The organism is Kitasatospora sp. NPDC092039 (genome assembly GCF_044756065.1).
In the GTDB taxonomy this organism is placed as follows: Bacteria; Actinomycetota; Actinomycetes; order Streptomycetales; family Streptomycetaceae; genus Kitasatospora.
The window spans coordinates 99,179-111,423 of record NZ_JBIVSD010000003.1; the positions used below are offsets into that span (position 1 = coordinate 99,179).

The following is a 12,245-nucleotide window of genomic DNA, read 5'->3' on the forward strand; positions in this document are numbered from 1 at the left end:
GTGACTGGCCCCGCGAGCGGCCACAGCCTCGCTGCTTTCTCTTCTGGCGGGGGTGACAGCCACTACCCGACATGGATCGGCCGAAGCATCGACGGCACGATCACCGGCTTCGTATCGGAGTTCTTCGTGGTACCGCAGCCGGGCCGCGGCCCCGTCTCCAAGTAGTACCGACAGCGCCGACGCCAGATCATGGTCTCAGTTCTGGTCTCATTCAGCCCCGTCCGGGCAGGTTCAACGCCGGCACCACCATTCACTCCGCCGCAGGTCAGGACGGGTGTGAACCCCGGCGGACGCCGTTCGTGAGAATCGGAAAGCGTGTTGGGGGCAACCCCTCACGAGTTCGAATCTCGTATCCTCCGCCTTGATCGAAGGCCCGGACCGCGTCAGCGGCCCGGGCCTTCGTCGTTCCGCGGGTGCGCGCGCCGGCGGCCTGGGGAGGCGGCGACCGGTCAGGAGTCGATGAGTCGCATCTCCGCCGCGTCGTAGCGGGCACCGGTCACCTGTCGGGCGACCGCGTTCAACTGCTCCAGGTCGGCGCTGCTCAGGCGCAGGTCGTCCGCAGCGGCGTTCTCCTCCAGCCGGCGGCGGTGCCGGGTGCCGGGGACGGGCACGACGTCGTCGCCCTGGGCCAGCAGCCAGGCCAGGGCGAGCTGGGCGGGAGTGCTGCCGGTCGTGGCGGCCAGCCGCCTGAGCTCGTCGACCAGGCGCAGGTTCGCGGCGAAGGCGTCGCCGGTGAGTCGGGGCACGTGTCCGCTGCGGCGGAAGTCGTCGGGGGCGAGCTGGGCGGGGTCGCTCAGCTGACCGGTGAGGACTCCACGGCCGAGGGGGCTGTAGGGGACCAGCGCGATGCCCAGCTCCCGCAGCACCGGCAGGACGGTGTCCTCCACGCCGCGCTCCCACACGCTGTACTCGGTCTGCACCGCGGTGATCGGGTGGACGGCGTGTGCGCGGCGGATCGTGTCGGCCGCCACCTCGCTGAGACCGAGATGACGCACCTTGCCGGCGGCCACCAGTTCGGCCATGGCGCCGACGGTGTCCTCGATCGGTACGTCCGGGTCGACACGGTGCAGGTAGTACAGGTCGATGTGTTCGACGCCGAGTCGCCGCAACGAGGCGTCCGCGGCCCGACGGACGTGGGCCGGACTTCCGTCGACGCCCCGCACCGCGCCGTCCTCGTCCCGGACGAAGCCGAACTTGGTGGCGATGAACGCCTGCTCCCGGCGGCCGGAGAGTGCCGTGGCGAGCAGCTTCTCGTTGCCTCCGCAGGCGTACATGTCCGCGGTGTCCAACATGGTGACGCCCAGTTCCAGGGCCCGCCTGATCGTGGCGACGGCCTCGCCCTCGTCGCCGGGGCCGTAGAACTCGCTCATCCCCATGCAGCCGAGTCCCAGGCCGCCCACCTTCGGCCCGCCCGGGCCCAGGGTGCGGGTACGCATGATCGCTCCTCCAATTTCGGTCGGTACCGGATTCGGTCGCAGCGGGCCCCGGGGCGACCGCCGCGGACGCGGGCCTGCCGGTGGGCCGGCAGGCCCGCGCCTGGTGCCGATCAGCTGAGCTGGCCGGTGGGCATGACGGTGACCTGCTGGAGGTTCACCCGCGGCGGCAGCGAGGCAAGGAAGCCGATGGTCTCGGCGACGTCCTGCGGGGTGAGCCACTCCATGGTCGCCTTCGAACCGGCCAGCCAGTCCCGCGCACCCTGGTCGGTGACGTGGCTCTGCAGCTCGGTGCCGACGATGCCCGGCTCGATCGCGGCCACCCGCACGTTCTTCGGGCCCAGCTCCGCGCGCAGGTGGCGGGAGAAGTGGGTGACGTACGCCTTCGTGGCGGAGTAGACGGCGAAGTTGGGGAAGATGTTCTGCGCCGCGATCGACGAGGTGTTGATCAGGTCGGCCACGCCGCGCTCCCCGGCGGTTCGCACCAGCTGCGGGACGAACGCGCCGGTGACGTTCATCAGGCCGGCGATGTTCAGGTCGATCTGGTGCTGCCACTGGTCGGTCGCCAACTCCTCGACGGGAGCGGGCAGCATCACGCCGGCGTTGTTGAACAGCAGGTCCGCGCCGCCCAGTTCGGCCTCGACCCGGTCGGCCGCCGCCCGGACGGCCGCCCGGTCGGTGACGTCGGCGGCGATGGCCACGGCGCTGCCGCCGTTCTTCTCGATCCGGGCGACCAGTTCCCCGAGCCGCTCGGCCCGGCGGGCCAGCACGACGACGCGGGCCCCCAGTTCGGCCAGCCTCTCGGCGGACGCCTCGCCGATGCCGCTGGAGGCTCCGGTGACGACGGCGACGCGGCCCTGAAGTGCCTTGGTGTTGTTCAGCGTGGACATGGTGCGGGTACCTTCCGGACGAAGCGGTCGGGGTGAGGGTCGGTGCCGTCGGGCTACTCCCGGGCACAGCTCAAGCACACCAGCCCGCCGCCCCCGCCGGAGCGCCACAACAGGCCCTGGCCAGGCAGGTACTGGCAGGGCCACCCTGGGGCTCCCCGCAGGGACACCGACGATCCACACTGGGACCATGGACCGCAGCAAGGAGATCGCCGACTTCCTCCGGAGCCGTCGCGCCGCGATCAGGCCGGACCTGGCCGGGCTTCCCGCCGACGGGCGGGTCCGCCGCGTCCCGGGTCTGCGCCGGGACGAAGTCGCACGTCTGGCGGGGGTCAGCACCGAGTACTACACCCGGCTGGAACAAGGGCGCGCCCGCAACCCCTCCGCCGAGGTCGTCGCGGCCCTGGCCCAGGCCCTGCAGCTCGACGCGTCCGAACGCGAGCACCTCACCGACCTGCTGCTGCCCGACCCGCAGGCGGCACGGCGCACCCCGAACCGGCCCCAACGGGTCCGGCCCGGCCTGTACCTGATGCTGGAGACGCTGAGCCGTGTGCCGGCGTTCATCCTCGGTCGCCGCACCGACGTGCTGGCCGCCAACCACCTCGCCAGGGCCGTCCTCACCGACTTCGAAGCCCTGCCGGCCACCCGGCGCAACCTCGCCCGCTACTACCTCCTGGACCCGCAGGCCCGCGAACGCGTCGGCGACTGGGAACGGATCGCCGCGGAGACGGTGGCCATCCTGCGGCTGGAGGCCGGCCGCTACCCGGGCGACCGCCGGCTCGCCGACCTGGTCGGCGAACTCACCCTGGGCTGCCCCGAGTTCTCGACCTGGTGGAACGACCACAAGGTGCTGCGCCGCACCCACGGCGCCAAGCACTACGTCCACCAGGTCGCGGGCGAACTCCATTTCTCCTACGAGTCGTTCCAGGTCCCCGGCGACACCGAGCAGACCCTGTGCGTCTACAACGTGGAACCCGGCTCCGACACCGCCCGGGCACTGCAGCTCCTGAGCAACTGGACGGCGCCCGAACTCGCCTCCCCGTCCACCGGCTGACGCCCCGCACCTCCGCACGCGGGGCGGGCGGGGCGCGGGGCGGGCGGGGCACTGGCCGGGGCAACCCGTCGTGCCTCCCTCCCGGGAGGGAGGCACGGCCCCGCCCCGGCGGGATCCGCGGTGTCCGCCGTTCCGGTTGACTCGGGGCATCGACGACCGGGGAGGCGAACATGCTGCGCAGACGAATCGGACGGGTGCTGGCTCAGGCCGGTGCGGCGGTCCTGCTGGCCGGTACGGCCGCGGTGCCCGCCGCGGCCGCGCAGGGGACGGGGCCGGCCGACATCCGGGCGGCCATCGAGGCGGTGCCGGGCCTGCGCGTCGTGGAGGAGAAGCCGGCCGCGCCCGGGTTCCGGTTCTTCGTCCTGACCCTGCACCAGCCCGCCGACCACGACCACCCGGAGAAGGGCGGCTTCGAGCAGCGCCTCACGCTCCTGCACCGGGGCACCGACCGGCCCACCGTGCTGTTCACCAGCGGATACACCGTCCCCGGCGCGCAGTTCCGCTCGGAACCCACCGAGCTGCTGGACGCCAACCAGGTGAGCACCGAGCAGAGGTTCTTCGGTGCCTCCCGGCCCGAGCCCGCGGACTGGACCGACCTCGACATCCGGCAGGCCGCGGCCGACCACCACCACGTGGTGGAGGCCCTGCGCCGGGTCTACCGGGCGGCCTGGATCTCCACCGGCGGCAGCAAGGGCGGCATGACCACCGTCTACCACCGCCGCTTCTACCCGCAGGACGTGGCCGGCTCGGTCGCCTACTCCGCGCCGAACAACGTCGACGACCACGAGGACTCCGCCTACCTCGACTTCCTGCGCACCGTCGGCACCCCCGAGTGCCGTGCCGCCCTCCAGGCCGCGCAGCGGGCCCTGCTGGAGCGCCGCACCTCCCTGGTCGCCGGGTACCAGGCCTGGGCGGACTCCCGGGGCGACGGCTTCCAGCTGGTCGGCAGCGCCGACAAGGCCTTCGAGATCGCCGTGCTGCGGGCCCCGTTCATGTTCTGGCAGGGCCGCGGCCAGGCCGCCTGCCCGGCCGTACCGGCTCCGGACGCCACCGACGACGCGCTGTACGCATGGCTCTCCGATGTCGCCCAACTCCCGGTATATGCCGACTCGGTGGCGAACCAGTTCGTCCCGTACTTCTACCAGCTGGGCACCCAGCTGGGGTACTTCCCGGTCGAGACGGCCCACCTGGCCGACCTGCTCCGCCACCCCGGCGCCACCGAACCGCGCACCTTCGTCCCCCGCGACATCCCGCTGAGCTACCGGCCGCAGGCGATGCGCGACGTGGACCGCTGGGTCCGCACCCGCGGTGACCGGCTGATGTTCGTCAACGGCGCCGCCGACCCGTCGGTGGCCGAGCCGTTCCGGCTGGGCCAGGGCACCCGGGACTCCTACCTGTACCAGGTGCCGGGCGGCACCCACGCGGCACGCATCGCCCAACTGCCCCCCAGCGACGCCGCGATGGCGACGGCCACCCTCCGCCGCTGGGCGGCGGTGTGACCCCCGGAGGCGGTGCGCGGTACCGGGCGGGGGCGGGGACGCCGACGGCCCCGGCCGCACGAGGCAGCCGGGGCGGGACAATCGAGACACAAGGGCCGTACGCCGCAAGCGCCGTAAGCCGTGAGCGCCGCAAGCGCCGTGAGCGCCGGGCTCAGCCGACCGGCTCGGCCGTGGGCTCCGTCGGCACCCCGGCCTCCGCGGCGGCGGTCTTCCGCCCGTCGCGCATCAGCACCAGGGTGAGCGCCGCGGCCGCGACGACCGCGATGCCGCCCACCGTGAAGGTGGTGGAGGTGGCGGTGTTGAACGCCTCCCGGGCGGCGGCGACCAGTCCGCCGTCCCCGGTGGAGCCGGCCACCGCAAGCGCGCCGGTGATGTCGTGGCGGGCGGCGTCGGGGGCGGCGTCGGGCATCGCGCCGGTGTAGGTGCTGGAGAGCACGGTGCCGAGGATGGCCACGCCGAGCGCCGCGCCGGACTGCTGGATGGTGTCGTTGAGCGCGGACCCGACGCCGGCGTGCTCGCTGGGGATGGCGCCCATCAGGGCGTTGGCGGCGGCCGGCATGCCGAGGCCGGAGCCGACGCCGAGCACCAGCATGGCCGTGGCGACCTTGGTGAAGCCGTCGCCCACCGAGAGGGTGGCCAGCAGGCCGAAGCCGCCCGCGATGATCAGCATGCCGACCGAGGTGAGCGCCCGCGCCGGGACCTTCTTGCCGAGCACCGCGCCGAGCGCGTTGAACACCAGCGAGGCGACGGCCAGCGGGATGAAGGCGAGGCCGGTGTCGGTGGGCGAGAACTCCAGCACGAACTGGAGGTACTGGGTGAGGACCAGCATCAGCCCGCCGGTGGCGAAGGTCAGCAGGACGAGCGAGAAGCTGGCGCCGGTGAAGACCCGGTTGCGGAAGAGCTTGATCGGGACCATCGGCGAGTCGGTGCGGACCTGCCGGACGGCGAAGCCGGCCAGCGAGGCCACCGCGAGCAGGAGCGCGCCGAGGGTGCTCGCGCTGGTGAAGCCGTCCCGCGGCAGCACGATGATCGACCAGACCAGCGCCGTCATGCCGACCATCGACAGCACCATGCCCGGCAGGTCGGGGCGGCGCCACGGCCCCTTGGACTCCGGCATCAGCAGCATCGCGGCGACGATGGCGACCGCCGCGATCGGCACGTTGAGCAGGAAGACCGCGCCCCACCAGAAGTGCGCGATCAGCGCGCCGCCCAGCACCGGACCGCCGACCAGGCCGATCATGGCCACCGCGCTCCAGGCGGCGATCGCCTTCGGGCGCTCCTCGTCGTCGAAGACGGTGATCAGGATGGAGAGCGTGCTCGGCATGACCAGCGCGCCGCCGACGCCCATCAGGACGCGCCCGGCGATCAGCTCACCGGGGCTGCCGGCGTACGCGGCGACCAGTGAGGCGGCACCGAACAGCACCAGTCCGACGATCATCACCTTCCGCCGGCCGAAGCGGTCGGAGAGGCTGCCCGAGGTGAGCAGCAGGCCGGCGAAGACCAGGATGTACGAGTCGATGATCCACTGGATGTCCTGCGCCCCGGCCTTGAGGTCCTCCGCGATCGGCGGGATGGACACCGTGAGCACCATGTTGTCGATCACCAGCACCAGGCTGCTGAGGCAGAGCACGACCAGGATGAGCCAGCGCTGCGGATGCCGTTCCACGGCGTTTCCCCCTTCGGACTACGGAATCGGTGCGGGCACACCGCCCTCCGTCCCCAGGGGAACGGTGTGCGCCACTCCGAACACTGTACGGACGCCGCACACTGTTCGCAACGCCGTACGCCGTTCGATCTCCGCACAGCGTTCGCTCCGCCGTACACTGTTCGCATCAACCTGTGGTGAGCTGTGCCGGACCGGCCCGGTCCGGACGACTGGTGAGGAGAGCCCGATGACGGCCAAATCAGAGGACGGAACGACCCCCGGCATCCCCACGCCGTGGAACCGCCCGCAGCGACGGCGGGAACAGCCCGCCCTCAGCCGCGAGCAGATCGTCTCCGAGGCCTTCGCGCTGCTGGACTCGGACGGCATCGAGGCGCTGAGCATGCGCAAGCTCGCCGCCCGCCTGAACGCCGGCGCGACCTCGCTGTACACCCACGTCGCCAACAAGGACGAACTGCTCGCCCTGGTCGTCGACCAGATCTTCGGCGGCCTCCCCCAGCCCGACGCCGAGGGCTGCGAGGCGTCCGAGGTCTGGCGCGCGAAGGTCATGGAGCTGGCCGAGGGCATGCGCGCGGCCGTCATGCGCCACCCGTGGATGGTCTCGGTGATCGGCGACGTCGGGATGGTCTACCTCGGCCCCAACTGGATGCGGCTCTCCGAGACCTTCCTGACCGTGATGGAGACGGCCGGCTTCGACGCCGGCGAGGCCAACGACGCGATGAGCGCGGTGATGGGCTACACCATCGGGAGCGCCTGCGTGGAGGCCTCCTGGGTGCGCGCGCTGGCCCGCAGCGGCCAGGACGAGCAGGAGTGGATGAACCGGCTCCTGCCCGCCGTCATCGAGGCCACCAAGGAGTTCCCGCGACTGCACCGGCTGTACACCACCGAGGTGCCGGACGAGGTCGCCGCGGGCCGGGACCAGGGCTTCGCCCGCGGGGTCGACGTCATCCTGGACGGGGTCGAGGCGTCCCTGGCCGTCCGGCGCCGGGGCTGAGCGGCCGCACCCGGTTCCGTCGAGTGCGGCCGTCCGGGGCGACGCCGCACTGGCGCTCCGGTTCGCTCTCGACCGGCAGGGCGGCGCCACCCCCGGGCGGACCGCTCAACTCCCGCTGAGCGCCTGCACCTCCGCGTAGCCCGGCACCGGCCCGACCGGCTCCCCCGCCGCGACGGCCGCCGCCGTGGCCACCGCCGCCGCCAGCGCCGCGCGGTACAGCAGCGACCCCAGGCTGACCCGGGCCACCCCGAGCGCGGCCAACTCGGCGAGGCCCGGGCCGCCCGGCGTCCAGAGGATGTTGAGCGGGACGGCGACCGCGCCGACCAGCCGGCCGATGACCGCCGGATCGGCCAGCCCGGGGACGAACACGCCGTCCGCACCCGCCTGCTGGTAGGCGTCCAGGCGCCGGAGCGCCTCCGCTTCGGGGGCGTCCTGGCCGCACCAGTAGGCGTCGGTGCGGGCGTTCACGAACAGCTCCGGTACGGCCGCCTTCACCGCCGCGACCTTCGCGGCGTGACGGGCGGACGCGGTCAGCGTGCCGTCCGCCCGGCCGTCCTCCAGGTTGATGCCGACCGCTCCGGCGCTCGCCAACTCCACGGCCAGCTCGGCGACTTCGTCCGGGTCTTCGCTGAACCCGGACTCCACGTCGACGCTGAGCAGGAAGCCGCCGCGGCCGAGCCGGCGCGCCAGCCGTACGGTCTCCGCACGGGTCGCGGCGGCACCGTCGGGCAGACCGGCCACGGCCGCCACGCCCAGGCTGGTGGTGCCGATCGCGGGGTGGCCCTGGGCGGCGAGGGCGACGGCCGAGGCGTGGTCCCAGGCGTTGGGGAGCAGCAGCGGCCGGCCGGGACGGCGGTGCAGGGCGGCGAAGGGGGTCATCGGACCGCCTCCACCGGCTCGTTCGCGAGGTCTCCGGTCGCGCCGAGCGGGCCGCGCGTCACGTCCGTCGCGCTGCCGGTCGTGTTCGCCGCGCCGTCGGTCGGTTCGGTCGCGCCGCCGGCCGCGTTCGCCGCGCCGCCGGCCGGTTCGGTCGCGCCGTCGGCCTGGTCGGCCAGGTGCCCGAGGGAGTCCGCGTAGTAGTACCCGGCCTCGGAGACGTGGCAGACGATCTGCCGGAAGCTCCAGCCCGTCCCCGGCGAGTCGTCCAGCCGCTCGTCCGGCAGCGCGGCGACCCGCCGGGACCAGATCCCGGCCAGCCGGGTCAGCCGGCTGCGGGCCTCGTCCAGGTCGGCGGCGGTGAACGGGGCGAGGTCGGCCGGGGTGGTGATGCCGGAGGCGTGCCAGCGGTCCGGCTCGGTCGGTTCGCCGGCCAGCCGGGCCTCCAACTCGGCGAGGTGGTCGATGAGATGGTCGGTGATGCGGCGAAGTGCCTTGTGCGGCGCGTAGGTCCGGCCGTCGCCGTTGACGATCGGGCGGCCGTCCCAGGCCGTCCAGCCGGCCGCCCGCACGAGCACGTGGTCGACCATCTCCGGCACCAGGGCGGCGAGTTCGGCCTTGCCGAGGTCCAGAGCCGGAGGTGTTTCGGTGTCCGCCGGATCGGAGGCGCCGTACTGGATGCCCTCGGCGATCGCCAGGGCCTGCGAGCGGCCCGGGCAGCTCCGGGGCGGGGCTCCGAAGGTGAGCGCGACGCCCTCCGGCGCGCCGGCCTGGGCGGCCGCGATGTCCAGCAGGACCAGCGTCCCGGCCGGTACCGCGACCCCGCCGACCTCGGTCGCCCGGGCGGCGAGCCGCCGCATCGTCCGGACCGGCGGGTCCGAGCGCAGCACGGCGGCCGGCCCGTCGCCGCGCCGGCGGGCGGCCTCGACCAGCGCGGCGGTGGCGTCGCAGGCCTGGACGAGCAGGCCGATCCGGTTCGCGGCCGTCTCCTCGTCCCCGTCCCCCATCGCGGGCAGCAGCCGGGCCACCGCCGCGTCCGCCGAAGGGTCCGCCACCGGATTCCCCGCCGGGTCGGCCGGGGTGTCGGCGAAGTACGCCCGGGACACCGCCGCGACGTCCCGGGCCACGGCCTCCGGGTCGGCCAGGCCGAGCTCCGCCGCGAGCACCCGGACCACCCGCAGCCGCACGTCGGGCTCGAAGCCCCCGGCGGCGGCCACCCGCAGCCGGGCCGGGTCCAGCCGCTCCAGGTCGGCCAGCACCAGCGCCCGGCGCCGGGCGTGCGCCTCGCCGGAGCTGAACCGGGCGACGGCGGACCGCAGCCAGGCCACCGTGCCGGGGGCGGCGCCGGGCGCGAGGGGCGCGGCGGGCAGCGGGACCAGCTCCGGGTCGGCCAGGGCCGCCGTCACGTCCTCGTAGTGGGAGAAGGTCATGGTCGCGGGGTCGGAGACCACCGTGGTTTCGCTCATGCCGTCATCGTGGCCCGGGGTCGTTTCGGCGCCGGCCGAACCGTGCCGGGGCGACCCTGGAGACATGTCCCCGGCTCCGCTCCCCCGTGCAGCCCCTCATCCGCCTCCTCGTCCGCCCCTTCACCCGTCCCCCGCACCGTCCCCGTGCCCCGACCATGGAGGCATGACGCTCGCCGCCCTCGCCGCCCTGCTCGCCGACCCCACCCGCGCCGCCTTCTGCACCGCACTGCTCGACGGCCGTGCCTGGACCGCCGGCGAGCTGGCCCGGCACGCGAGCGTCGCGCCGTCCACGGCCAGCGAGCACCTGTCCCGGCTGATCGCGGGCGGGCTGCTGGCCGAGGAACGGCAGGGCCGGCACCGGTACGTCCGGCTGGCCACGCCCACGGTGGCCACGCTGATCGAGGACCTCACCGTCTTCGCCGAGTCCGGCACCCGCCCCGCGACCGCTCCCCGCAGCCTGGGCGAGGCCACCCGGCTGAGCGCCGAGGCCCGCGCCCGTACCTGCTACGACCACCTGGCCGGACGCCTCGGCGTGGCCGTGTCGGACGCGCTGCTCGCCCACGGCCTGGTCACCGAGGAGGGCGGGCTGGCCGTCACCGAGCGCGGCCGGGACTGGCTGGCCGCGCAGGCGATCGAGCTGCCGCCGCGCGCGGGCCGCCGGGGCGGACGCCCGGTGGTGCGCGGCTGCCTGGACTGGACGGAGCGCCGCACCCACCTGGGCGGGGCGCTGGGCGCGGCGCTCTGCCGGGCCGCGCTGGACCGGGCCTGGGTGGAGCGGATCGGCTCCGGCCGGGCCCTGCGGGTCACCCCGGACGGCGGCCGGGCGCTGCGCGAACTCCTGGGCGTGGAGCTGCCCTGACGGTCGTCCGGGCGCCGAGAGCTGCCCGGTCGGCCGGCCGACCACCACCGGAGCCCGCTCAGCCCATCGACTTCGCCCCGTCCAGCGACTCCCGGATGATGTCCGCGTGCCCGGCGTGCTGCGCGGTCTCGGCGATCAGGTGCAGCAGCACCCGCCGGGCCGACCAGGCCGTACCCGGCGGGAACCAGGGCGCGGGCGGCAGCTCGTGGGCGAGGCCGAGGTCGGGCAGGGTCCGGATCAGCTCGTCCGTCCCGCGCGCCACCCGCTCGTACTCGGCGAGCAGCCCGGCCAGCGTGTCGCCCTCCGCCATCCGGAACTGGGCCGCCCAGGTGTCCGCGTCGTCGGGGCCGTGCTCCCCGTTCCGGCCCCGCATCGCCTCCGCGCCCCCGGTCATGAACCGCGCCCAGCGCGCCTCGACCGCCGCCACGTGCTTGAGCAGGCCACCGAGGCACAGCTCGCTGACCGTGGTGCGCTCGGCCGCCTGCGCGTCGGTGAGGTCCCGGACGGTGCGCCGCAGCAGGTCGCGGTGCTTGTCCAACGTCTCGACGAGTTCCTCGCGCTCACCCACGGCCCGCCCCGCTCCGTCGCCCCGCAGGCCACCGTTCCGCAGCCCGTCCTCCCACGCCCCACCGCCCCATCAGACGTCCACCGTCTTCGGCGGCTCGCCGACCGTCCGCCCGAGGTCGATCAGCCCGAAGGCCGCACCCTGCGGGTCGCCGACCGCCGCGAACCGGCCGAACGGGCTGTCCGTCGGCCCGAAGTACACCTTGCCGCCGCGCGCCGTCAGCCGCTCGATCGCGGCGTCGGTGTCGTCCACCGCGAAGTAGACGCTGATGTACGAGGGGGCCTGCGGCGGCAGGAAGTCGCCCTCCGCTCCCATCCGGCCCAGCACCGGCCGACCGCCGACCTGGAACATCCGGTAGTCGAACTCCTCGGAGTCCATCTTCGCCACGCCGTACGGGAAGACCGCCGGGAAGAAGGCGTCCGCCTCGGCCGGTTCGCGGGTCACCAGTTCGGCCCAGCTGTACGCGCCGGGCTCGCCCTGCTTCTCGAAGCCCTCGTGCCGCCCGGCCTCCCAGACGCCGAACACCACCCCGCCCGGGTCCTTGGCGATCACCATCGTGCCGAAGTCGCCGATCTGCATCGGCCCCATGACCACCTCGCCGCCGTTGGCGCGGATCCGCGCCGCGGTGGCTCCGGCGTCCGGCGAGGCCAGGTACAGGCACCAGGCGGACTCGGCCTCCACGCCGGGCATCGGCGGCACGACCGCGGCGACCGCCTTGCCGTCCGAGTACGCCTGGGTGTAGCTGCCGAACTCCGACGAGCTCTCGCCGAAGGTCCAGCCGAGCACCTCGCCGTAGAAGGCCTTCGCGCCCTCCACGTCGGTGAACATCGCGTCGGCCCAACAGGGTGTGCCCTCAGGTAGCGCAGCCATCTCTCTGCCCTCGTGTGTGGCGAAGTGCGCGCGCCGGAGGACGCGCGCCGGCCCCCGGTTGGCCAGCCTAGCCACGGGG

12 protein-coding genes are annotated in these 12,245 nt (G+C 74.2%); 5 read left to right on the plus strand and 7 right to left on the minus strand.

Annotation, left to right across the window (positions count from 1 at the left end; all coding sequences use genetic code 11):
* The gene (locus ACIQI7_RS06740) at positions 1-165 is read left to right on the plus strand and encodes a DUF4241 domain-containing protein (RefSeq protein ID WP_401106874.1); all 165 of its coding nucleotides are present in this window, start codon (positions 1-3) and stop codon (positions 163-165) included.
* 284 nt (positions 166-449) lie between these two features.
* Here ACIQI7_RS06740 and ACIQI7_RS06745 read toward each other — a convergent pair whose 3' ends face one another.
* Both ACIQI7_RS06745 and ACIQI7_RS06750 read right to left on the minus strand, forming a co-directional pair.
* A complete protein-coding gene (locus tag ACIQI7_RS06745; RefSeq protein ID WP_401105830.1) occupies positions 450-1,436 on the minus strand; it encodes an aldo/keto reductase in 987 nt (328 codons plus the stop codon).
* A 110-nt stretch (positions 1,437-1,546) separates the two neighbouring features.
* The gene (locus ACIQI7_RS06750) at positions 1,547-2,323 is read right to left on the minus strand and encodes an SDR family oxidoreductase (protein ID WP_401105832.1); all 777 of its coding nucleotides are present in this window, start codon (positions 2,321-2,323) and stop codon (positions 1,547-1,549) included.
* 187 nt (positions 2,324-2,510) lie between these two features.
* Here ACIQI7_RS06750 and ACIQI7_RS06755 point away from each other — a divergent pair, with 187 nt between their 5' ends.
* Together ACIQI7_RS06755 and ACIQI7_RS06760 are read left to right on the plus strand one after the other, a co-directional pair.
* The gene (locus tag ACIQI7_RS06755; protein ID WP_401105834.1) at positions 2,511-3,374 is read left to right on the plus strand and encodes a helix-turn-helix domain-containing protein; all 864 of its coding nucleotides are present in this window, start codon (positions 2,511-2,513) and stop codon (positions 3,372-3,374) included.
* A 170-nt stretch (positions 3,375-3,544) separates the two neighbouring features.
* Complete coding sequence (locus ACIQI7_RS06760) at positions 3,545-4,873, plus strand: S28 family serine protease (protein WP_401105836.1); 1,329 nt, start codon at positions 3,545-3,547, stop codon at positions 4,871-4,873.
* A 151-nt stretch (positions 4,874-5,024) separates the two neighbouring features.
* Here the strand turns inward: ACIQI7_RS06760 and ACIQI7_RS06765 are convergent, their stop codons facing one another.
* On the minus strand, positions 5,025-6,539 hold the full coding sequence (locus ACIQI7_RS06765; protein WP_401105838.1) for an MFS transporter: 1,515 nt from the start codon (positions 6,537-6,539) through the stop codon (positions 5,025-5,027).
* 226 nt (positions 6,540-6,765) lie between these two features.
* Between ACIQI7_RS06765 and ACIQI7_RS06770 the strand changes: the two genes are divergently transcribed.
* Complete coding sequence (locus tag ACIQI7_RS06770) at positions 6,766-7,530, plus strand: TetR/AcrR family transcriptional regulator C-terminal domain-containing protein (protein WP_401105840.1); 765 nt, start codon at positions 6,766-6,768, stop codon at positions 7,528-7,530.
* 105 nt (positions 7,531-7,635) lie between these two features.
* On the opposite strand, the gene ACIQI7_RS06775 is transcribed toward ACIQI7_RS06770, so the two are convergent.
* Both ACIQI7_RS06775 and ACIQI7_RS06780 read right to left on the minus strand, forming a co-directional pair.
* Positions 7,636-8,409 carry an isocitrate lyase/phosphoenolpyruvate mutase family protein gene (locus tag ACIQI7_RS06775; protein ID WP_401105842.1) on the minus strand — a complete coding sequence of 258 codons (774 nt, stop codon included), beginning with the start codon at positions 8,407-8,409 and terminating at the stop codon, positions 7,636-7,638.
* Complete coding sequence (locus ACIQI7_RS06780; protein WP_401105844.1) at positions 8,406-9,872, minus strand: hypothetical protein; 1,467 nt, start codon at positions 9,870-9,872, stop codon at positions 8,406-8,408. The genes ACIQI7_RS06775 and ACIQI7_RS06780 overlap by 4 nt, the downstream gene beginning before the upstream one ends.
* Positions 9,873-10,035: 163 nt before the next feature.
* Here ACIQI7_RS06780 and ACIQI7_RS06785 point away from each other — a divergent pair, with 163 nt between their 5' ends.
* Entirely contained in the window at positions 10,036-10,731 is a 696-nt protein-coding gene (locus ACIQI7_RS06785; RefSeq protein ID WP_401105846.1) for an ArsR/SmtB family transcription factor, read from the plus strand.
* Positions 10,732-10,789: 58 nt separating this feature from the next.
* Here ACIQI7_RS06785 and ACIQI7_RS06790 read toward each other — a convergent pair whose 3' ends face one another.
* Together ACIQI7_RS06790 and ACIQI7_RS06795 are read right to left on the minus strand one after the other, a co-directional pair.
* Positions 10,790-11,299 (minus strand): DinB family protein, encoded by a 510-nt coding sequence (locus tag ACIQI7_RS06790; RefSeq protein WP_401105848.1) that lies wholly within the window; start codon positions 11,297-11,299, stop codon positions 10,790-10,792.
* A 69-nt stretch (positions 11,300-11,368) separates the two neighbouring features.
* Positions 11,369-12,166 (minus strand): VOC family protein, encoded by a 798-nt coding sequence (locus tag ACIQI7_RS06795; protein WP_401105850.1) that lies wholly within the window; start codon positions 12,164-12,166, stop codon positions 11,369-11,371.
* Positions 12,167-12,245 lie beyond the last annotated feature (79 nt).